Below are 21,958 nucleotides of genomic sequence, written 5' to 3'. Positions count from 1 at the left end.
CTGATTGAGGGATTGTCTAATAGGCCGGTGGCGGCGTCCGGTCGAGACTGGCCTTCAGCCCGCGCCACCAGCGCCGGATGCGGCCGCGCGGCGGGGCGGGCAGGGGCGTGTCGCGCGCCGCAATCAGGATCTCGACCAGGTCTTCCGCCTCGCAGGGCCAGCCGTCCGGCGTGACATAGACCGGATAGGCGATCAGGGCGGCATGGATCAGTTCATCGAGTGCGGCCTCGCGCGTGCGCCGCTCGAACGGTCCGGTCCGGTCGTCGGTCAGACCCCAGCCCGCATAGAAGGGCCGGCCATAGGTCGTGACCGCCTTCCCGCGCATCAGGGCCTCGAACCCCGACAGCGAGGTCAGGGTGGCCAGCTGGTCGCAGGCGTTCAGACAGTCGATGATGTCCAGATCGTCAGCCACGGCGTCGACGGCGTCCATCGCCTGCGCATCCAGCAGCCCCGGCCGGTTGCCCGCCGTGACATCGGGGTGGTTGCGATAGATCAGGAAGGCCTCGGGGAAGTCGCGCCGCGCCGCCTCGACCAGTCCGGAATTGGTGCGGAAGTCGGTGCAGCCGAACTGGATCGACCGGTCGTTCTCGACCTGACCGACGACCAGCAGTTTCACGCGCTCCTTCGGCCATCCGGCCGGGGCGGCGCCCTTCAGATTATATTTCGACAGGCCGGTCTCGACGATCCGCTTACGCAGGGCGGCGGCGCGGGTCAGGGCGCGGTCGTCAACCGTCCCGGCCTCGATCAGGGCCTCCAGCCGGCTGGGACGCGTGGCGTCGTAGTAGACGCCGAGATCGTCCAGGGCGACGGACAGGGCCCCGAAGAAGTCCGACCCCAGACCGCGCGAGCGGATGAAGCCGTCCTCCATCCGAACGGTGGGCGCGGTCGTGGCGGCGGCGGCGCGGCGGATCGGCTCGCTCTCCTTGCCCGCCCACCAGATCAGCCGCCCCTGTCCCGCCTCGGCCTGGCGGGCGGCGCCCGAGGCGAACCAGTGATAGCGCACCCGGCCGTGCGGCGAGTTCAGCAGGCGGCGAACCGGCGGGCGTTTGGCGGGGGCGAAGCCGACGGCGGACCACAGGCCGGACAGGCGCACGGCCCGGTCGCGCAGGGCGATCAGCCGCTCCAGCGCCTGTTCCGCCTCGCAGCGTCGGCCCGTAACCGGATCGACATAGCGGCTGTAGGCGATCAGGGCGGCGGCGGCGATGGTCAGGATATCCCTCGGCTGACCGCGCCGGCCGGTGTCGACCGCATCGGTCGTCAGGCCCCACCCGGAATAGAAGGGGGCGCCGAAACAGCGGACCGGCAGGCCGCGCAACAGGGCCTCGAATCCGAGGGCCGAGGTCACGCACCAGACGGCGTCCACTGCGGCCAGCAGGTCGGCCGGCCGCACATCGGCGTCGATCAGGGTCACGCCCGTCAGGTCTTCCTCGGCGATACAGCCCTGTTTGCGGCCCGCCGCCACGGCCGGGTGGCGTTTGACGATCAGCTGGGCGTCCGGCTCCTCGGCCCGGGCCGTGCGGATCATTTCGGCGAACGAGGCGGTGGAGGCCAGGCCATAGCCGATCGAGGCGTCGCCCCGGGTCTGGTCCACGATCAAAACCCGCCGGCCGGGCTTCAGCAGGCCCGGATCGAGCGGACCGCCCATATTGGTCTTGGACACGCCGCTCCCGACGATCCGGTCGATCAACCCGCGCGCCCGGGCCTTCATCGCCGCATCGCACCAGTCCGGCGCCGTCGCGATCAGCTGTTCAAGGCGGCTGGGCCGGGTGGCGTCATAGTAGACGCCCAGATCGTCGACGACCAGGCTGAGGCTCGTCGCGCCCGCCTCGCCGATCCCGATCGAGCGCAGGAAGCCATCCTCCAGCGCCACATAGGGCACGCCCCGGGTGGCTGCCCAGCGGCGTCCGGCGGCAGCGGTCGGCTTCATGCCCCAGCCGAGCACGGCCGTCGTCGAGGCTCCGGGCGCGGACTGGAAGGCATAGTCCGGCAGGAACTGGTCAAGGAAAGGCACCCGCCTCACGCCGGGCGCGCAGACCCAGACCGGGGACCGGGCATCCGGGACAGAGAGCGGCGGGATGTCTGGAGAGGCGCGGGTCACGAGCCCGTCATAAGGGCGCATGTCGTGCGGGCAAACTGCATTCGCGGGTGAGCCGCCCCCGTGTGCGACGAATTACCCGTCGGGTTGACCCGGCGTCAGTCTGGACAAGAGGCCGCTGAAGCGCGTTCACTCGCCCGGAAGCCACGAAGCTCGCGCTGAAAGCGGGCCGAGGTCGAGGAAACCACATGACCACACCCGCGCCTCCGGCGACGACAGCCGCCCCATGGCCGGCTCTCAGTCTCGCCCACGCCCACGCCGCGCTCACTGCGCCTGGCTCGCCGTTTGAGATCGAGACGATCGAAATCGACGGCCGTCCCGTCAAATGGTGGAAGAACGCCCCGCCGACCATGCGGCACACCTTTCTGGCGGCTGCGGCGCACGGTCCAAAGACCTTCATCGTTCATGAGGACGAGCGGGTCAGCTTCGACGACTTCAGGCGCGCCAGCCTGGCCCTGGCGGCCGAGTTGCAGGCGGCGGGGGTGCAGCCGGGCGACCGGGTGGCCCTGGCCATGCGCAACCTGCCGGAATGGCCGGTGGTCTTCTTCGCCGGAGTGCTGACAGGGGCGGTGGTGGTGGCCCTGAACGCCTGGTGGAGCGGCCCCGAGCTTCTCTACGGCCTGACCGATTCCGGGGCGACCGTCGCCATCATGGACCCCGAGCGGCTGGCGCGGATCGAGCCCCTGCTGGGCGGGGCGCCCGATGTGGCGCGCATCTATGTCTGTCGATCGGAGACCACGCCCGCCCATCCTCGCGTCCGCACCCTGGAAAGCGTCATCGGCCGGCCCGCCGACTGGCCGTTCCTGCCGGAGGGCGTCCTGCCGCCCGTGGATATCGACCCTGAGGATCCGGCGGTGCTGTTCTACACTTCCGGGACCAGCGGCGTGCCCAAGGGCGCGCTGGGCACACATCGCAACGCCGCCTGCAGCCTGATGGCGGCCCAGTTCAGCGTGGTGCGCTCCATGATCCGACGGGGCGAGGCCCCGCCCCAGCCCGACCCTTCGGCCCCCCAGAGGGTGAGTCTGGTCTCCATTCCGTTTTTCCACACGACCGGCTGCAACGCCGGGCTGCTGACGGCGGTCGCCCTGGGCCAGAGACTGGTGTGCCAAAGGCGCTTCGATCCGGTGGAGGCCTGCGCCCTGATCGAGCGAGAGGGCATCCAGACCATCGGCGGCGTGCCCTCCGTGGCGATCGCCATCCTGACCTGCCCGGAACGATCTCAATACGACCTTTCCTCGCTCGAGGTCGTCGCCTATGGCGGCGCGGCGGCGCCCGAGGCCCTGGTTCACAAGATCGCCGCTGACATGAGGGCCGCCCCCGGATCGGGCTGGGGCATGACCGAGACCAGCGCCGCCCATACCCATCACATGGCGGAGGACTATCTGCATCGCCCGCTCAGCTGCGGCCCGGCCTTGCCGGTCAGCGAGGTCAAGGTGGTGGACGAGGCCGGAAACGCCTTGCCCGTGGGCGAGGTCGGCGAACTGATGGCCTACGGGCCCAATGTCGTGAAGGGTTACTGGAACCGGCCGCAGGACACGGCGGAGACCTTCGTCGACGGCTGGGTGCGCACCGGCGATATCGCCCGTATCGACGAGGAGGGCTTCGTCTTCATCGTCGACCGAAAGAAGGATGTGATCATCCGCGGCGGCGAGAACATCTACTGTCAGGAGGTCGAGGATGTTCTCTATGCCCATCCGGCGGTCATGGAGGCGGCGCTGGTGTCGCGACCCCATCCCCTGCTTGGGGAGGACGCTGTCGCCTTTGTCTCCGTGATGCCGGGTCAGGCGGTCGAACCCGAGGCGTTGCGGAGATTCGTCGCCGGGCGGCTGGCGGCCTTCAAGGTTCCGGCCGAGATCCGCATTTCGCCCGGCCTGCTGCCCCGCAACGCCGCCGGAAAGATCGTCAAACCCGAGCTGAAGGCCCTGCTGGCGAGCCAAGACGAGACGTAGGCAGACGCACGGCGGAACAGTCTCCGCCGTGCGTCCCGGGCTCGTCTGGCCCCGGCGGGACCCGCCCTAGAAGCGATAGGCGACGCCGAGGCGCAGGTTGCGGCCGGGCAGGGGGGAGATGTCCTTGAGGAAGGACACATGCTCGCGCGCCTCCTCGTCGGTGAGGTTGCGAGCCTCGGCGAAGACCGTGACGTTGCGATCCGCCAACGGCCGCCAGGCCGCCTTCAGGTTGACCATCGTATAGTCGTCGGTCGGCAGTTCGCCGTCCGCCACGCGGTCCTGTTCGGCCACATGACGCACCTCGCCGGAGACGTCATAGCGCGCCGTGGTCCAGCTCAGCCCGCCTGTGACCGACCACGGCGGGATGCGGGCGGCGGAACCCAGATCGGTATCGGCGCGCACATAGTCGGCCGAGCCTTCGAGCGACAGTTTGCGGTCGCCGCTCTCCCACAGGGCATAGGCGCCTTCCACCTCGAACCCCTTGAAGGTGGCGTCGGTCTGGACGAACTGGAAGATTGGGAAGAGTTCGTCCTCTTCCTCGAAATAGAAGTCCTCGCCGGTGGCCCGCTCGTCGATGAAGCCGTCGTACCATGAGTGGTAGACGTGCAGGTCGCCCGTGAAGGCGCCGCGGTCATAGTGGACGGTGCCTTCAAGCGTCGTGACCTTCTCCTTGTCGAGGGTGACGTCGCCTGTCTCATAGACAGCCGTCGCGATATGGACCCCGTCGGCGAACAGTTCGACCTCGCTGGGCGCGCGCTCGTTGCGGGCCAGGCTGAGGCCGAGGAAGAGGCCAGGTGCGGGCCTGATGAAGCCGGCCACCGAGGCGGACCAGTTGTCGAAGGTGCGGGTCACCTCGCGGGCGCCGCCGATCGGGGTGGCCGACAGTTCACGACGGTCGAAACGCAGACCGCCCTCAACGCCCCATCCGGCGCGGTCCAGACGCTGGACGGTATAGAGGCCGAGTTCCGAGATGTCCGAGGTGGGCACGAAGGCCTCCTCGCCAATGGCCTCGAAGGTGCGCTCCAGACCCTGAACCCCCCAGGCGCCGTTCCAGCCGTCGCGCGTCCGCTGGACCAGATCCAGACGCGCCTCGGTTCCGTCGGAGTTGAAGACCGTGCCGGGCTCGCCGACGTCCTCGAACTCGGTGTGGGTATATGTGGCGTGGCCGACCGAGCCGCGCACGGCCTGAAGCGGTCCCTGGTCGAAGCGGTATTCACCCCGCAGGTCGTAGCGATCCTGGTTCAGCTCAATGAAGACCGTCGGCTCGGCCACCGTGCCGTATTCGCTGTCGGTGGTCTTGTACGAAAGGCCGAGGAAGCCCCGGTCGCCGATGTAGGCCCCGCCGACGCCCCAGGCGGTCAGGTCGGTGGCGCTGTTGGGCTGTTTGTCCTCATCGCCGCGCGCAATGCCTTCGGCCTCGGCCTGACGGCGCGAAACGGCGGGGGCGGGAATATCATAGTCGTCCGTCGTCCGGCGTACGCCATCCAGGGTGAAGGCGAAGGCGCCGGCGCCGACGGTCACCCGGCCGAAGCCTCCGCGACCGTCGTCGACGCTGGACGCCTGGGTCGAAAAGACGCCGTCGATACCGCCCTCGGGCTGTTCGGTCGGGATGCGGTCGTCCAGCACATTGACCACCCCGCCGATGGCCGAGCCGCCGTAGATCAGGGTGGCGGGGCCGCGGATGATCTCGATCCGGTTGGCCTCGGCCGGGTCGGTAGCCACGGCGTGGTCCGGCGAAACGGAAGACGCGTCGATCAGACCGATGCCGTTGGTCAGGACCTGGACGCGCGGGCCGCTGAGGCCCCGGATCACCGGGCGGCTGGCGCCGGGCGCGAAGTCGGTCGAGCGCATGCCGGGCCGGCCCGCGACCAGATCGCCGAGCGAGGCGGCGGGGGCGGTGGCCAGATATTCCTCGTCCAGAACATCGGTGGCGATCGTCGTGGCCCGCTGACTGATGGCGTAGGGGGCGGCGGTGACGACGACGTCCTCGACCCGATCCACCGGCGGCGAGGCGGGAGCCTGCCTCTGGGTCTGGGCATGGGCGGCGCCGGCGAGGGCGGAGACGGCGGCGGCAGTGAGGAGGACGGGACGCAGGGCGGACATGGACGAGTTCCTTGGGGAGGTTCGTCTGTGTTATGAGATAACATTGCGGCTCGTCAAGCCGCATGACTCAGGTCGTGCGTTCGGCCTTCTGCACCAGGGCCTCGGCCTGGCGGATGGAGGCGACGTCGATCATCCGGCCGTCCAGTGTCACCGCGCCCCGGCCTGCAGCGGCGGCCTGTTTCATGGCGGCGAGGATTCGGCGGGCCTGCTCGACCTCGGCCTCGGGCGGGCTGTAGGCGGCGTTAATGGTCTCGATCTGGCCCGGATGGATGGCCCATTTGCCGTCGAAGCCGAGCGCCGCCGTTCGTCCGGCCGCCGCCCTCAGTCCTTCCAGATCGGCATGGGCCGACCAGGGGCCGTCGAGCACCCTCAGTCCATGGGCCCGACCGGCGACAAGCAGGCGCGACAGCGGATAGTGCCATGGATCGCCGGGATAGGCCGCCATCCCCTCGCCGATGGCCGTGGTCCGGGCGCCAGTCGAGGCCGCGTAGTCGCCCGGCCCGTAGTGCAGGGCCTCGAGGCGCGGACTGGCGGCGGCGATGGCCTCCACATTCATCAGCCCCTGTGCGCTCTCGATGATCAACTCCAGCCCGACCGGTTTCGTCCGCCCGAGATCGGCCTCGACCTGGCCGACCAGGCGGTCCAGCGCCTGGACGTCGGCGGGGCTGTGGACCTTGGGCAGCATCAGCAGGTCCAGCCGGTCCGACGCTCCGTCCAGCACCTCGATCACGTCGCGGTAGGTCCAGATCGTGTCCCAGGCGTTGACCCGGATCGACAGGGTCTTGTCGCCCCAGTCGAATTCGCCGACGGCGCGGGCGGCATTGGCCCGGGCCGCCGCCTTGTCGTCGGGAGCGACCGAGTCTTCCAGATCGAGAAACACGACATCCGCCGCCCCCGCCGCCGCCTTCTCGATGAAGCGCAGGGAGGTCGCCGGCACGGAAAGCTGGCTGCGGTTCAGGCGAACAGGCGTGATCATGGCGTCATGGTGCGACGGAAGCCGGGATGGAGCAATGCGCGTCTGCGCCCGACGTGCCGTCTCAAGGCGCCGCCGCCGGACCGTAGAACAGGGCGTTGAACAGAAGTTTCACCGAGGCGCGGGCCTGGGCGCGGTTGACGACGTCGGGGCCCAGGACGATCAGCCGGCCCTGACCCAGAGGCAGGTCCAGAACGGCCTCCGACCCCGCCAGTTTCTGCGGACCGATGGCCCAGCCGCTGGAGACGCTGACGGTTTGCGGATAGCGGGCGATCGATGGCGATCCCTCGACAGCGCCGAAGCCGGCGTTGCGGTTGAAGAAAACATCCAGGGCCGGGGTGACGCCGAAGGCCAGGGGCTGCGCCGGATCGACCTCGGTCTTCAGCAGGGCGCCCGGGATGAAGAACTCGGTCGAGGGCAGGGGCCGTCGCGTCGCGCCTTCGCCCGCGGTCAGCACGTCAACGACCGGGGCCCCGAGGGCCGCCGCCAGCCGGTGCGCCGAGCCGATGGTCACGACGCTCCCGCCGGCCCGGGCGAAGGCCTCGATCTGGGGCAGGGTCTTTTCGGTGGTGATATAGCCCAGCCAGGGGTGGAACTCCGCCGGAATGGCTTCGGGCGCCGGCTGTCCGCGCTGCGCCGAGGCGGCGAGAGTCTGGGGGATGGTGTCGGAGGCGAACAACAGGACGTCGAAGTCCCGGGTCAGGTCTCCGGCGTCCAGCCGCTGCGGATAGACGACCTCGAACGGATATTCGAACTGCTCCAGCAGCCAGCGGGTCCAGCCCGAGGCCATGGAGCCGCCGTAGCGATCCACCAGCCCGATGCGGACCGGCTTCAGCGCCATCCGTTCGCCGCCGGGGGCGCGGCCTGCGGCGCGGGCGTTGAGACCCAGGTCGCGCACGGCCGTCTCGACCAGGGCGCGGCTTTCCGCCGAGGCCGGGATCCACAGGGCCCCGGGGGCCAGCCGGGCGTCGCCGACGCGCGTCTCCGCCTTTTGCCAGAAGACCGGCTGGCCGGCCTTGAGCAGGCGGTTGGTCAGGATGAAGCCATTGACCGGCTGGTGGTCGACCAGCCAGCCCGCCCCGCCGGAGCCGGTGATCCGCCCGGGCGGCGGGGTCAGGAGGTCGGGCACGCGCTCGAACGGGCCGTCAAAGCCGTCGAGGATGCGGTCGAACTGCACCCCCATCTGCAGGGCCAGGGTATAGCCGGTGGCGTCATAGGGCAGGGCGGGCGGCCCGCCCGGATATTGCAGGTCGTGGGGGTGGTCCTGGGGCTCGAACATGTCCAGCACATGCGGGCGATAGGCCTGGGCGGTCTTCACCACGAAGGATCCGGCCGGATAGGTCTTGCCGCCGATGGTGAAGGCGGCGGTGGCGCGCTCCACAGCCACTCCGGTCTTGATCAGGCTGTTGAGAAAGGCGACGGCATTGGGCAGGTCGGCCTGATCGGCGGGGAGGATATAGCCGCGCGGGTCACGTAGCGCCGGATCGCGCAAAACCTGCTCATACAGGACCGGGTCCAGTCCGCGGCGACCCTCCGGGTTCCGACCCCCGGGCGTCTGGTTCTGAGCCTCGCCCGCAGCCTCCAGCGCCTCCACCCGGGTGGGGGTGACGCGCCAGGTGTCGGTGTTTCCGCGGGCGATGGCGTTCGACCCCATCTTCCAGATGTTGAACAGCAGCCTGTCCCGGTTGCGCGAGGCGTAGTCCAGCACGGCGCGATTGATCGACAGCGAATAGTCGATCGACTGGCGGAACCGCCATTCCTGCGGCGCGACGGGCGACGGCAGGTCGTTCCGCGGCAGCTGCTGGTCCGGGATCAGGGCGATGCGGCTCGGGGTCGGATGGCCGGTGATCTCGGTCAGCAGGCCGACCGCATTGTGGAAATAGGTGATCGACCGCTCCATCCCGTTGTTCCAGGTGGAGTAGCTGGCGCCCGAACGCATGGTGGAGCCGGGCTTGCCCTCGGCGATCAGCCGGCTGTGCATGGCCGAGCCGACCTCGGACAATGTGCCCATGACCAGGGGGTCGTAGTTGTAGTTGAAGGGATCGCGGAACGGCGGCATGAACACCACCGTCCCGGCCGGCGCCGTCTGGTGATGGTTGTAGATGATCTGCGGGAACCACTCGCGGAAGAACATGCGGTTGACGTTGGTCGTCTCGCGCATGGCCGACAGATAGTAGTCGCGGTTGTTGTCGTGGCCGACGTAGGCCTGGTACAGGCGCGGGATCGTGCTGAATTCACGTTTCAGCGGATCGTCGTTCCGCATGTACCAGTCAGAGACCAGCTCCCAGCCGTCCGGGTTCAGGGGGGCGAACAGGATGACGACATCGTCCAGGATGCGCAGGGCCTCGGGATCCGTGGCGGTCAGATACTCGTGGATGGCGGCGATCAGGGCCTGGGGCGGGACGACCTCGGTGGCGTGCAGGCCGCCGTCGATCCAGACCACGGCCCTGCCCTCGGCGGCCATGGCCCGCGCTTCGGCCTCATCGAGCCCTTCCGCCCTGGCCAGCTTGCCGGCGATCTCCCGATAACGGTCAAGCCGGGCGATATTGGCAGGGGAGGAGACGGCGGCGACATACATGGTCCGCCCCTCGGTCGACTGGCCGATCTCCATCAGCTTCATGCGGTTCGACTGGGCCGCGACCGTTTTCAGCCAGGCCTCAAAAGCCGTGTAGTCGATCAGGCGATAGTCGTCGCCGACCTCCTGGCCGAAGGCTTCGCGCGGCGAGGTGACGGGCGTGGGGGCGAGGGACGGAGTCCCCGGAGACGAGGCGGTGACCGACGGCGCGGCAGGGCGCGCTTCAGGGGGCCGCGCTTCAGGGGGGCGGGCGAGCGCGGGTGGAGCGGCCGTGAGACCCAGAATCAGGGCGGCGATGGCGGCGGCGAAGGGTCTCGGCATCGGCAGGGCTCCGGCATGACAGCGGCTGTCAGCATGCATGACGCGACCTGTCGTCGGAATCCGCCGGTTGCCGGCCGCCTGAGCGCTCAGGCAGGGATCCGGACTGGCGGGCAGGGCGCGTTGTGGGAGGTAACATTGTGTGGCGCCGGGCGCGAGGCCGACAAAACGGATTGATCCCGTCCTGCGGGACGGTCACAAGCGATGACCGATCCGCGCCTTCAGAACCAGAAACGAGATCGGTATTGCGGGAGAACAGGACATGACGACAGAGACGACCACCGCCGCGAGCGGCAAGCCGGGAGGCGCACGCGCCGCCTTCGCCTATGTCACCACCCTGTTCTTCGCCTGGGGGTTCGCCACCTCCCTGATCGACCCGCTGATCGCTGCGGCGAAGCGGGTGTTCGACCTGACCACGGCGGAGGCCTTCCTGACCGCCTCGGCCTGGTTCATTGCCTATGGGGTGGTGTCGCTGCCGGCCGCCTCCATCCTGGCCAGACTGGGCTACAGCCGTTCGATCATCGGCGCCCTGGCCGTGATGGTCGCGGGGTGTCTGATCGTTCCGGCGGCCACAGCCGCCGACTGGTATCCGGGCGTGCTGATCGCCTTGTTCGTCATCGCCTCGGGCGTCACCCTGCTGCAGGTCGCCGCCAACCCGCTGGTCGCCGAGCTCGGCAGCCGCAAGGGCTCATCCAGCCGGCTGAACCTGTCGCAAGCCTTCAACTCCCTGGGTACGACGGTCGGGCCATGGCTGGGTTCGCACGTGCTGCTGACCGGCGGCGTCTTCGCGGCCGGGGCGGTGGTCACGGCGGCGACGCGTCAGGACTCGCTGCGCAGCATTGATTTCGCCTTCCTGGGCATGGGCGCCTTCTTCGCCCTGGTCGCCGCCTTCATCTTCAGCGCCCGCAAGACCATCAACGCCTCGGCGCCGAAGACGGTCGGCAAGGCCGTCTCTCCGCTGAAGGCCCTGTCCTCGCCCTGGGCCATCTTCGGCGCCCTGGCCATCTTCTTCTATGTCGGGTCCGAGGTGTCGATCGGCGGCATGATGACCCTGTTCCTGGAGAGCCCGGACGGGCTGAACATCTCCATCGAGGCGGCGGGCAAGATGGTCGCCTTCTATTGGGGCGGCGCCATGGTCGGCCGGTTCCTGGGCAGTTTCCTGATGCGCTTCATCCCGGCCTCGGCCCTGTTGATCGGATGCACGGCGGCGGCGGCCCTGATGTGCCTGCTGGTGACCCAGATCCACGGACCGACGGCGGCCTGGGCGGCCCTGTCGATCGGCCTGTTCAACTCGATCATGTTCCCGACCATCTTCACCCTGACGCTGGAGCGGTCCACGGCGCCGACCTCGGCGACCTCGGGCCTGCTGGTGTTCGGCATCATCGGCGGCGCCTTCCTGCCCTGGATCGCGGGCCGGGTGGCGGACGCGGCGGGCAGTGTCTCGCCGGCCTTCATCGTGCCCCTGCTGGGCTATGTGGCCCTGACGGTGTTTGCGGTGGCCTGCTATCGCACCCGATCGACCCACGCTGGAAACGAGACGGCCGTCTCGCCGCATTGAGACGGCGGCGGACCACCCCGCAGAGCCTGCCGGAACTGACGACCCTCGTCAGCTCCGGCGCGTCCGGCCGGAAGGTCCTCAGCGGCGCCGGATGCTGGCGTCCAGGACCGGCGGGGCCGGCTGGCGGGTCAGCCGCACCCCCTTGAGGAACAGCTTCAACGCCTCCCAGTGGATGGCGGCCACCACCTTCAATGTCATCAGGGGGATGGCCACCGCCGCCGAGATGAGCGCCCGGTCGGTCAGGGGCTGGCGGTCGCCCGAAAGTCCGGCCGTGATCAGCACCCCTTCGGCGTCCGAGCCGATGACGGTCAGGTCGATCCGGTCGCCCGGCGCATGGCCCCGGAACGCATAGTCCATGTCCATGTCCATGAAGGGGGAGACGTACAGCGCCTTCCTCGCCCCCTGCCGTATCAGGCCGCGCGCGGCGTCCTCGGGCCCGACCGGGAGGACGTAGGAATGGCGAATTCCGAAGGTTGAGGTCACCTCATAGACCATGGCGGCCAGTCGCTGATCCGGCCCGAAGCAGTAGTAGGTGCTGATCGGGTTGAAGACGAAGCCCAGCACCCGCGGCATGGTCAACAGGCGGATGGCTCCCTGACCGATGTCCACCTCCGCCTGCGCCAGGAGCCGGGCGATGCGGGTGCGCAGCTGCGTCTGGCCGTCGCCATGATCCCGATCATGAAAGCTGAGCAGGTTGAACCCGTTGCGCGAGAAGACGCGAAGGCGCCGATCCAGATCATCGATCTCATTTAGATCGAGCAACAGCCAGAAGACGCGATAGTCCAGACGGTGAATCCTGGGCCGTTTGCGCGTGTGGGTCACCCCGCCGCGATAGAGGGCCGAGGCTTCGGTCATGGCGCAGGCTCGAGCAGGGCGGGGGTCGAAACGCCCAGCGGTATACGGCCGCTCTCATTCGCCACGCTCCACGGACGGCGGACACCGCCCAGTTGCTCGGCCACGGCAAGCCCTGCCTGCAGTCCGTCCTCGTGGAAACCGGCCCCGAAATGCGCGCCGCAGAACCAGACTCCGCCCTTGCCCTGCAGGCTCCACAGTTCGGACTGGGCGGTCAGGGCGGCGGCGTTGAAGATCGGGTGTTCGTAGGTCTCGCTGTGCAGCAGGGTCTCGGCCGCCGGCGGCCGCGGCGGGTTCAGGGTGACGAACAGGTCGGTCCCCGGCAGGCCCTGCAGCTTGTTCATCCAGTAGGTGACGCAAAGACCGTCGTCGGAACCGATATAGTTCCAGCTGGACCAGGCTCCGCGCCGCTTCGGCATCAGGGTCGCGTCGGTGTGCAGCACCGTCATGTTGCGGCTGTAGCGGAAGGCGCCCAGGACGCGACGCTCGTCGGCCGTCGGCTGGTCCAGCATGGACAGGGCCTGATCGCCATGGGCGCCGATCACCACCTGGTCGAACCGCTCCGCCGCGCCCGACCGATCCGTGACGACGACGCCGTCACCGGTGCGCCGGACCGAGACAACCTCTCGTCCCAGACGGGCGCGGTCGGCGATCCGCAGGGCCAGGGCCTCGACATAGACCCGGCTGCCGCCGACGACGGTGCGCCAGACCGGCCGGTTGGTCAGCCGCAACAGGCCGTGGTTGTCGCAGAAGCGGATGAAGGCCGAGGCCGGATAGTCCAGCAGGGTCGAGGCCGGCGAGGACCAGATGGCGGCCGCCATGGGCAGCAGGTGATCGTCGCGGAAGGAGTCGCTATAGCCTTCGCGCTTCAGATAGCCGCCCAGAGTCAGATGCGGATCATCCAGTCCGGCCAGGTCACGCGGCGCATTGCGGTAGAAGCGCAGGGTCTCGCCCAGCATCGACCAGAAGCGCGGACGCACGATGTTGCGCCACTGGGCGAACAGGGCCGGCGCCGCATATTCGAAATCGCCACGCCCCATCGACACGGCGAAAGACATGTCGGTGGCCCGGCTTTCGATCTTCAGGTGATCGAACAGGGCGACCAGATTGGGATAGGTCACATCGTTGAAGACGATGAAGCCTGTGTCGACCGCGACGTCCCCGGTGGGGGTGCGGGCGGTGACTGTATTGGAATGACCGCCCAGCCGGTCCGCCTTCTCATAGACCGTGACCTCGTGACGAGAGGCCAGCAACCAGGCGCAGGACAGGGCAGACACGCCCGAGCCGATCACGGCGATCTTCTGGCGGCGGTCCGGGGCGGCGGCGAGTGTCATCAGGGCTCCATCGGTCAATGAGACCGGCAACGGTCCTGTCAGGCTCTACGCCGGAATAAACGCGCCGGATGACGAATGATCCGATCCGGGCGAGAAACCGTATATGGGTCGATGCATGAAGCGGTCACATCCTTTGCGCCCCTTGCCGACGCGCCCTTGCGGGCGAGACAGGTCCGCGTGACTGCGTCTGACACCAATTACGACCGCCTGATCGAGGCCGTGGCCCTGCGACGCGACCGGGAGGCGTTCGCGCAGCTGTTTTCGCATTTCGCGCCCCGGCTGAAAGCCTATCTGATGAAGGCGGGCGCGACGCCCGGAGCCGCCGAGGAATTCGCCCAGGACGCCTTGCTGACCGTGTGGCGCAAGGCCGATCTGTTCGATTCGCAAAAGGCCGGCGCCGCCGCCTGGATCTTCACCATCGCCCGCAACCGGCGGCTGGATGTGTTGCGGAAAGACGCGCGTGCGCCCCGGCTGCAGGAAGTCGATCTGGCCCCGACCGAGCCGGACCAGCCCGACCAGCTTCTGGCGATGGGGCAGGACGCCGATCGCGTTCGCGCGGCGCTGGCCTGTCTGGACGCCGGTCAGATCGAGGCTGTGAAACTGGCCTTCTTTGAAGATGTCGCCCATTCCGAGGTGGCCAGTCGCCTGGGACTGCCACTGGGCACGGTGAAGTCCCGCATTCGTATGGCGCTGATGAAGCTGCGCCGCGAGCTCGATCCTTCGGGCGATGGAGAACTGAGTTGAAGACGCGTCACGACCCCTCCCATGAGCGCCTGCTGGCCTATGCGGCCGGTACGCTGAGCCCGCCCGAGGCGGTGGTGGTCTCGGCGCATCTGGCGCTGCGGCCCGCGAACGCCGGATGGGTGCGCGACCTTCAGGCCGTGGGCGGCGAACTTCTGGATACGCTGGAGCCCGCGCCCATGGCGGAACAGGCCCTGGCTCGCGCCCTGGCCCGGGTCGAGGTGGATGGCGGGGAGGTGGCGTCCGCGCCGGCCCTGAACGACATGCCCGAGCTGCCGGGGCCGCTGCGCCGCTACCCGCTTGGTCCCTGGCGCTGGGTGGGCCCCGGGATGCGGACGCGCGACGTCCTGGCGCCCCGGGACGGCGACACGCGGGTGATCCTGCTGAAAATCAACTCCGGCATGAAGACGCCCAAACACACGCATGGCGGCGTTGAGCTGACCTGCGTTCTGGAGGGCGCCTACGCCACCGAGGAGGCCCGCTTCGACGTAGGCGATTTCGAGGAGGCGGACCCCGACGTGCTGCACCAGCCCCGGGTTGTATCGGACAAGCCCTGTCTCTGCGTCGTGGCCCTGGATGGCCAGATCAGGCTGGACGGCTGGCTGGGCCCGCTGTTCCAGCCCTTCGCCCGACTCTAGCCAGCGCCGGCTGTCGACCGTCCCTCGGAGACGGCCTGCCGTCCGCTCCAGCCAAAGGACGTCCTGGTCCGGGTGTCGAATTCGACAGGGGTAGAGGTCTTTTTCCGCGCGCCATGGCGGGCGCCTCCGTTTCTCCGAAGGGCGCGTCATACGCCACGCCGGCGGTGGGCAGGTTGACCATGGTCATGGCGGCCAGACCGAGTTCGGTGTCGTTGGCGACGCACAGGACCTTCTCATAGACCTTGACCCGGATGGTTGAGGCGACCGGGCCGAAGACATCCTCGGTATTGATCCGCATCGGCCGATCTCGGAGGCGCCGTCCCGAGGACCGGAGGTTGAGATCCCGCCTCGACCCGGGTGGGAGCCGGTGTGGCCCGGCCGGTATGTGGGGGCCAGCCGGGCCACTTTGTCCCCTGCCGCCATGGCCGCAAGGAACCCTGTACGGATGTTCCCTGCAGGCGCGCTTCTTGAGGCGCCGCGCTGGAACAGCCGAAATTTCAAGACGTTGCGTTAGGTCCAGGGTGGCCCGGCCCGTTTGTCGCCTGAGGCCGCCTTATGCCTTGAGCGGGCCGCCGATGTCAGCGGTCTCATTGCAAACAACTGTAACGCCGCGCAGGCGTCAGTCGGACTCCGGTCCCGCCACACGTGGCGCGTGTGGCGCGTCGTCAGGCGCGAGGCAGCGACACGATGAGGGTGGCGCCGCAAGACGCTTCCGGATCCGGCGGATCAAGAGTGAAGGTTCCGCCATGTCGCGCGATGACGCGAGCGACGAAGGCCAGACCCAGACCGGCGCCGGCCGCCCGGCCCGCCCCATGCTGGAACGGCTTGAGAAACCGCTCGAACCGGGTCGCGTCCAGACCCGGGCCCGCGTCGGTGATGGACACGCGGGCGAGATCGGCTGAAGCCTCGATCAGGACCCGGATTTCGGACCCGGAGGGACTGTGTTTGACGGCGTTGTCGAGCAGATTCATCACCGCGCGGGTCAGCAGGCTCCTGTCCCCGTCGATCTCGGACTCAGGCCCGTCCGCAAGGACGATGCGCACCTGTCTGGCGCTGGAGGCGGGCCACAGGATGTCGATGGCGTCGATGACCAGATCGCGAAGGTCCAGGCGTTCGCGGTCCAGCGGACCGGCCTCGGCGCGGGCCAGCTGGACATAGCCGTCGGCCAGACGCAGCGTCATCCGGGCGTAGTCCGCAATACGGCCGGCGACGCGGGGATCGGCGCGATCATGGTCGCCCTCGATCAGGGTCAGGATGGCGGTCTGCGGCGCGCGCATATCATGCCCCAGCAGCTGCAGCGCCTCCTCGCGCTGGCGCTCGGCGGCGCGAAGCGTGGTGACGTCTGCCAGACGCACGATGCGTCGGGCGCCCTGGTCATCGGCCAGGGGCGCCGTGTCCAGACGCAGCGACCGGCCATCGTCCAGCGCGACCTCCACGCCTTCTGTCCCGATGGCGGCAAGGTCGGGATGCAGGGCCACAAGCCGGGTCCCGAGGTCTGCACCGATCAGGTCCGGGGCGGTGAACAGGGCGCGGGCCCGCTGGTTGGCGTAGAGGACGAGGCCATTCGCGTCGGCGACCATGGTGGCGTCGGGCAGGCTTTCCAGGGTGTCGGAGATGAAGCGGTTCATGCCGCGCAGCCGGGACAGGGCCGCGCGCATCAAGGCGACCTGACGCGAGACCACATCGTCCGACACGCGTCGGCCGGCATCGGAAGCGGGCGCCTCGTCGACAAATTGGCGAAGTTCGGAATCGAGCCAGGCCGAGGCCGCCGCCAGTCGTCGCCAACTCCACAACGGGCAGGCGATGGCCAGGCCTGCGATCACCCCGAGCGGCGGAAACCAGACCCGCATCGCGAACAGGCCGGCCGACAGCAGGAGGACGACAACCATCAACAGGACGGCCACAACCAGTCCCCACCTTGGCGACAGCGTCAGGAAGGTCAGCATCAGGATGACCAGACATGCGACGGCCGCGAGCTGGACGCCCCAGGGCGGCAGGGTGCGGAGCGCCCCGCCGGACAGCAGGGTGTCGGCGAGGGCGGCCTGGATCTCGACGCCCGGCATCAACTGGTCGCGCGGGGCCGCGACGGCGAAGCGATCCCCCTGGCCGTCGGCGGTCATCCCGACCAGGACCAGCCGACCCTCCAGCAGGCCGCGCGGAACCTCGCCCTTGAGCACATCGATGTAGGAGATGGTGCGGAAGGCGCCCTGGTCGCCGGGGAAACCGATGCCGACCGTGGTCAGGCCCGCCGATTCTCCTGCCGCAGGCGTGACGGAGCCGATGTTCGCCGACGCGTCCAGCCCGGCGTTGCGGAGCATGCAGACGACCAGATGATCCCGGTCGCGACCCATCGCGTGAATGGACAGGGGGAGGCGGCGCACGATGCCGTCCTGATCGGCCGCGATATTGACCTGACCGACACCGGCGGCCGCGCGCGACAGGCCGGGAAGCGGCTCAAGCACGCCCCCTTCTGAGCCATTGGCGCCGGAGGGATCGACCGCCATGGGCAGGCAGGTCCGGCCGGAGCGCCGCAATGCGGCCGCGAGCAAGGCGTCGTCGGGGCCTGAGGGTTCGATGAACAGGACGTCGAGCCCCACGGCTGCCGGCGTCTGATCGCTCAGGCGATCAAGAAATTGCGCGTGAACCTTTCGCGGCCAGGGCCACCGGCCGACGGCCTCAAGGCTGCGGTTGTCGATGGCGACCACGACAATCCGGTCGTCAGGCGTGTGCCGCCCCAGGCTCATGAAGGCGTCGTGGATGATGTTGTCGGCGCGCGCCAGGGCGCCGGTCTGGATCAGGATCGTGGCGACCAGGGCGCAGGCGATCAGGACGCCAAACCACTCCAGCCAACCTCTTGGTCCGGCGGGAACCTCGCCCGGTAAACGGAGGCCGGGCAAGAAGGGCCCGGCCGGGTGTCGGGCAGGCGAACCTGGACCGGGGCGTGCGCCGGGCGGCGGCACCGGTCAGCGTCTGACGGTGAGCGTCTGCGGCGCAGACCAGGAATAGACCAGCTGGCCCTGGACCGTGCGCGACACCCTTACGCGCCACGTATAGACGCCGGGCTTGAGGTCCGGGATTTCGATCTGCGGCTCCTTCAGCCCCTCGCGATCGAACAGGGCGGGAGCGTCGACAGATCCGCCGCGGTCGGCAAGGCGCAGTTCGAACCGGTAGCGGGGCGTGGCGTCGCCATCGGACCCCCAGCGGAACAGATAGCTGCGTGCGCCCGTCGGGCCGGTCGACGGCGCGGCGACGAGATCGCGCGGTACATTGCGCGCCCGCAGGAAGTCGTAGATGGACCGCGGCCCCTCCAGCCCGTCCGCCGAGACGGCGCTGACCGCCACGACGTGGAAGCCATCCGGCAGGTCGGGGAAGACCACGCGGCTTTCGCCCGGCGCGCTGACGGCCTCTGCAAACACATCCACCAGGCCGGTATCGGTCGCGAGCAGGGCGCGATAGGCGACAGCGCCCGGTACGGGGTTGATGTTGAAGCTGACGCCAGACCCGCTCTGCGGCCTGTCAGGCTCGACCAGATAGGGCCGAGCCGGCAGGGGCAGCACGCGCAAACCGGCCGGGTCGATGACGCCGCCGTATCCGGACGCCACTGTTTCGGGGATCGGTTCCCCGGTCTCGCCCCCCGCCGCGACCTGTACGGCGCCCTCCAGCACCCCGGATGTGGCGCGCGAGCCGTCGGGGTCGAAGCTCGTGTTGAACACCGTTCCGCGCACTGCCGATACCGACACCGGGGTGCGCACGGTATAGCCGCCTCCATTGCGAACCGAGGCGACGCGGCTCTCGATCCGGCCCTGAAGCACAGAAAAGGACTGGTCCAGCGCTCCGGTCAAAAGGTCGATGCGAAGCCGGTCGATCCTCAGGCGCGTGTTGGACGGGACGCTGATATTGCCGCCGTCTGACAGACCCAGCCGCAGAAAGGCGTTGGGGCCGGTTTCGATGACATCGCCCTCGGACAGGGTCTGGTCGACGCGCGGAACAGCGCTGGCGCCCTCATGGAGGATCGTCACCCGCCCGCGAAATCCGACGACGCGCGCCTCTGCCGGCGATGTCCGGAAAAAAGCCGTCGGAATACGCAGGACTCCGCCGACCGCCAGACGGCGGGCCTCCGAGATGCCGTTGATCGTCTGAATCTGCCGCCAATTCCCGGGATTGGTGAAGTACCGCCGGCCGATGTTGATCAGGGTGTCGCCGGGTCGGACGACATAGGCCGTCATCGACGGGTCCGCAGGGCTTGCGGATACTGTTGCGCCCCGGTCTCGCGTCTGGCTGAACGCCTGCTGCGCCCCGAGCAGGGCGAACATGGCGAACAGGACGGCCAGGGCCCGACGGGCTGTGGGTCTCATCATCGTCCCTGCGATCACGGCAGCATGGTCTCCAGCCGGTAGCCATAGCTGTAAACCGGGACCAGACGGAAGCCGCGCTCGGGACGAAGCTCCAGCTTGGCGCGTATGCGCGAGACGTGCACGTCCAGCGACCGGCTGTTGACGCTAGGGTCTCCGCCCCAGACGGCCTCGATCAGATAGCTGCGGGCCAGCGCCCTGTGCAGGTTCCGGAACAAGATTTGGGCGAGTTCGAATTCCTTGTTCGTCAGGTCCGCGGACCGTCCGTCGAACCCGACCTTCAGTGAAAAGGGGTCGAAGGCGTAGCCCGCGAAGGTCTCGGCAGTTCCCCTGGGCACGGGCGGATAGGCGCGGCGCAGAAGGGCCTCGATCCGGGCGGTCAACACGGCGGGCGAGACCGGTTTGGCGAGGAAGTCATCAGCGCCAGCGGTCAGTCCCTCGACGATGTCAGCGTCGGCGGTGCGGCTGGTGACGAGCAGCATGGGCGGCGGCGGGGCGGTGTTCATGCGAACCCAGCCGATCACGTCCAGCCCGCTGCGATCCGGCAAGTTCCAGTCCAGGACCAGAAGGTCAAAGGTCTCGCGGCGCAACGCCGACATGAGCGCCACGCTGCGCGAAAAGGTCGTCACACGATGGCCCGCCTGCTCAACGATCGTCGCGATCGCCGTCAGCTGGGTCTCGTCATCGTCGAGGACGCAGATTCTCATAGACGGACCCATAGGCCCTGGCGGGGCCTGAATAAACGAACGGCTCCCAAGGATGGGCCAATCGTGAACTCCCGTGAAGCTGGAACGGCTACTGGCCTAAACAGCTTCCCGATGCAACCTCAGGTAAGCCGGATCAAACTCGGCGATGGCCGCAAGCCGGTCCCAATCCAGTATCTCGATCTGGAACTGGCTCCAGGACACCAGGCCCTCGGCGCGGAGTTCGGCGATAAGGCGGTTGACGTGGACGGTCGACAGCCCCAGGGCGTCGCCGATCACGGCCTGGGTCAGCGGCAGCTCGAAGCTCTGGTCTTCGGTGTGGCCGATGACCTGAAGCCGCAGATACATCTCGCACACCAGGTGGGCCAGATGACCGAGCCCCGAACGTCGGCCCATGGCGATCAGCCACTGGCGATGGATGGCGGCGTCGATGATGGTGTCGAGCCACAGCAATCGGGTCAGGTGGGGATAGCGTTCGGTGATCTCTATCAGCCGGGCGTGCGGGGCATTGGCAAAGGTGCAGTCCGTCAGGGCGACAATGCCGTGATCCATCTGTTTCATCAGCAGGCTGTGCAGGTCAACGAAGTCTCCGGCGACATTGATCTCGGTGATCTGTCGCCCGCCGTCCGCGAGTGTCGAATAGCGGCCGGAGAAACCGGTCAGGATCAGGGTGCTGTACGACAGATGCGCGTTCTCGGTGACTATGTCGGCCCCGGCCGCCACGCGGCGGGGCGGGTCGAGAACGGAATCCAGAGCCGCGACCTCCGCATCGCTCAGCAGGTCGCGACGCCGGAGTTTTTCGACGACAGCGTTCATGCAGCCAACTTCACGATCTCGATCTCCACAGATGCGCCTGTCCCGGCCAACGCCCGAAAGGCTCAGCTTGTTGCCTACACCCGAGTCGCGGATCGGGAGCTTCACATATGTTAAGGCCGAAGCGGAGCCGGGCGGCTAGACGGGCCCCGTCTTTTGCGGGGGTGCCATTTGTCCGTCTACCACTGTCTGGTCCTCACCCGTTCCGGTGGAGTGCCGCAACTGCGCGCACTGTCCTGCGAGTCGGCGGATGGCGTCCCCGATGCGGTCGGCCAGGTGATCGCGGAGTGGCGGACCGTCATCAGCGTTGAGGTTTTCAGCGACGGCCTGTGTGTCGCAGAGTTCGATGCGGCTCAGCTGGAGAGGCTGAGAGCGCAGTCCTGAGTCAGGCCGACTCTTCGGGCGCACCCGCTGTCGCCGTCGTGGTCAGGGTGACAACCGGGCGGCGGGCCTCATCGGTCACCACGATGCTGAAACTCCGGGTTTCCCAGAAATCCATACTGCCATAGCGCAGGATCTCGCCGAGTACACAGAGCGCCTCATCGCAGGCGGCGCGGTCGTCCGCGAAGGCCTCTCCCCGCTCATCCTGGACGAAGGCGCCGTTGCGCGTGTGGAAAAAATACTGCGGCATGATGATCCTGTCGGCATTGACGCCTGAAAACGGGAAGGGTCGAAAGCTCAATTGGTTTCACAGGGCGCGGCGATCATCCCGATCCGGACCCCGGGGCGGCAGAGGCTGTGAGCCGTCCGGCGCGTCGAGCCGGGGCCGGGCCCGAACCGTCGTACTGGACGCAGGCCGCGGTCTGTCGATCGGTCAATGGCGCCAGGACCATCAGCGATCTGGCCCGCCGGGGTATCCGCCGTGACGGGATCGCGGGTCATCAACGGGCGCCGGGCGGAAGGTCGGATGCGGGAAACGCCGCGCTGCAGACTGTCGGGACGCGGGTCGATTC

General features: G+C 68.5%; 16 protein-coding genes. 4 read left to right on the top strand and 12 right to left on the bottom strand.

Annotated elements, in window-relative coordinates; translation table 11 throughout:
• Window positions 1-16: 16 nt before the first annotated feature.
• On the bottom strand, window positions 17-2,011 hold the full coding sequence (locus ACW17W_RS12730; protein WP_492077272.1) for a capsule polysaccharide biogenesis protein: 1,995 nt from the start codon (window positions 2,009-2,011) through the stop codon (window positions 17-19).
• Window positions 2,012-2,283: 272 nt separating this feature from the next.
• Between ACW17W_RS12730 and ACW17W_RS12725 the strand changes: the two genes are divergently transcribed.
• Window positions 2,284-4,044, top strand: coding sequence for a class I adenylate-forming enzyme family protein (locus tag ACW17W_RS12725; RefSeq protein ID WP_492077271.1), 1,761 nt, complete (start codon window positions 2,284-2,286; stop codon window positions 4,042-4,044).
• A 66-nt stretch (window positions 4,045-4,110) separates the two neighbouring features.
• On the opposite strand, the gene ACW17W_RS12720 is transcribed toward ACW17W_RS12725, so the two are convergent.
• The 3 genes from ACW17W_RS12720 to ACW17W_RS12710 form a co-directional block, all read right to left on the bottom strand.
• Entirely contained in the window at window positions 4,111-6,147 is a 2,037-nt protein-coding gene (locus ACW17W_RS12720) for a TonB-dependent receptor (RefSeq protein ID WP_492077270.1), read from the bottom strand.
• Between the two features lie 67 nt (window positions 6,148-6,214).
• Window positions 6,215-7,123 carry an HpcH/HpaI aldolase/citrate lyase family protein gene (locus ACW17W_RS12715; protein ID WP_492077269.1) on the bottom strand — a complete coding sequence of 303 codons (909 nt, stop codon included), beginning with the start codon at window positions 7,121-7,123 and terminating at the stop codon, window positions 6,215-6,217.
• 61 nt (window positions 7,124-7,184) lie between these two features.
• On the bottom strand, window positions 7,185-10,016 hold the full coding sequence (locus ACW17W_RS12710) for a M14 family metallopeptidase (protein WP_492077268.1): 2,832 nt from the start codon (window positions 10,014-10,016) through the stop codon (window positions 7,185-7,187).
• Window positions 10,017-10,275: 259 nt separating this feature from the next.
• Here ACW17W_RS12710 and ACW17W_RS12705 point away from each other — a divergent pair, with 259 nt between their 5' ends.
• Window positions 10,276-11,571 carry a sugar MFS transporter gene (locus ACW17W_RS12705; RefSeq protein ID WP_492077267.1) on the top strand — a complete coding sequence of 432 codons (1,296 nt, stop codon included), beginning with the start codon at window positions 10,276-10,278 and terminating at the stop codon, window positions 11,569-11,571.
• A 78-nt stretch (window positions 11,572-11,649) separates the two neighbouring features.
• On the opposite strand, the gene ACW17W_RS12700 is transcribed toward ACW17W_RS12705, so the two are convergent.
• Window positions 11,650-12,426, bottom strand: a complete 777-nt coding sequence (locus tag ACW17W_RS12700; RefSeq protein WP_492077266.1) for a DUF1365 domain-containing protein — start codon at window positions 12,424-12,426, stop codon at window positions 11,650-11,652.
• Window positions 12,423-13,757 (bottom strand): NAD(P)/FAD-dependent oxidoreductase, encoded by a 1,335-nt coding sequence (locus tag ACW17W_RS12695; protein ID WP_492077265.1) that lies wholly within the window; start codon window positions 13,755-13,757, stop codon window positions 12,423-12,425. Before ACW17W_RS12695 ends, ACW17W_RS12700 begins: the two co-directional genes overlap by 4 nt.
• Before the next feature lie 177 nt (window positions 13,758-13,934).
• On the opposite strand from ACW17W_RS12695, the gene ACW17W_RS12690 reads away from it, so the two are divergent.
• Window positions 13,935-14,501 carry a sigma-70 family RNA polymerase sigma factor gene (locus ACW17W_RS12690; protein WP_492077264.1) on the top strand — a complete coding sequence of 189 codons (567 nt, stop codon included), beginning with the start codon at window positions 13,935-13,937 and terminating at the stop codon, window positions 14,499-14,501.
• Window positions 14,498-15,136 carry a cadmium/peroxide/UV radiation responsive anti-sigma factor ChrR gene (gene chrR, locus ACW17W_RS12685; protein WP_492077263.1) on the top strand — a complete coding sequence of 213 codons (639 nt, stop codon included), beginning with the start codon at window positions 14,498-14,500 and terminating at the stop codon, window positions 15,134-15,136. Before ACW17W_RS12690 ends, chrR begins: the two co-directional genes overlap by 4 nt.
• On the opposite strand, the gene ACW17W_RS12680 is transcribed toward chrR, so the two are convergent.
• From ACW17W_RS12680 to ACW17W_RS12655, 6 genes are all read right to left on the bottom strand, one after another.
• Window positions 15,084-15,434 carry an aldehyde dehydrogenase family protein gene (locus ACW17W_RS12680; RefSeq protein WP_492077262.1) on the bottom strand — a complete coding sequence of 117 codons (351 nt, stop codon included), beginning with the start codon at window positions 15,432-15,434 and terminating at the stop codon, window positions 15,084-15,086. The two genes, chrR and ACW17W_RS12680, sit on opposite strands and share 53 nt — an antisense overlap.
• A gap of 367 nt (window positions 15,435-15,801) precedes the next feature.
• Complete coding sequence (locus tag ACW17W_RS12675; RefSeq protein ID WP_492077261.1) at window positions 15,802-18,033, bottom strand: CHASE2 domain-containing protein; 2,232 nt, start codon at window positions 18,031-18,033, stop codon at window positions 15,802-15,804.
• A gap of 66 nt (window positions 18,034-18,099) precedes the next feature.
• A complete protein-coding gene (locus ACW17W_RS12670; RefSeq protein WP_492077260.1) occupies window positions 18,100-19,494 on the bottom strand; it encodes a FecR family protein in 1,395 nt (464 codons plus the stop codon).
• Between the two features lie 11 nt (window positions 19,495-19,505).
• Window positions 19,506-20,195 (bottom strand): response regulator transcription factor, encoded by a 690-nt coding sequence (locus tag ACW17W_RS12665; RefSeq protein WP_492077259.1) that lies wholly within the window; start codon window positions 20,193-20,195, stop codon window positions 19,506-19,508.
• 96 nt (window positions 20,196-20,291) lie between these two features.
• The gene (locus ACW17W_RS12660) at window positions 20,292-21,008 is read right to left on the bottom strand and encodes a Crp/Fnr family transcriptional regulator (protein WP_492077258.1); all 717 of its coding nucleotides are present in this window, start codon (window positions 21,006-21,008) and stop codon (window positions 20,292-20,294) included.
• A 382-nt stretch (window positions 21,009-21,390) separates the two neighbouring features.
• Window positions 21,391-21,687, bottom strand: a complete 297-nt coding sequence (locus ACW17W_RS12655) for a DUF6894 family protein (RefSeq protein ID WP_492077257.1) — start codon at window positions 21,685-21,687, stop codon at window positions 21,391-21,393.
• Window positions 21,688-21,958: the final 271 nt, after the last annotated feature.

It is taken from the genome of Brevundimonas sp. FV1ye29L (assembly GCF_058681095.1).
Note: the sequence above shows the minus strand (reverse complement) of the source record. Positions and strands in the feature narration are given on the sequence as shown.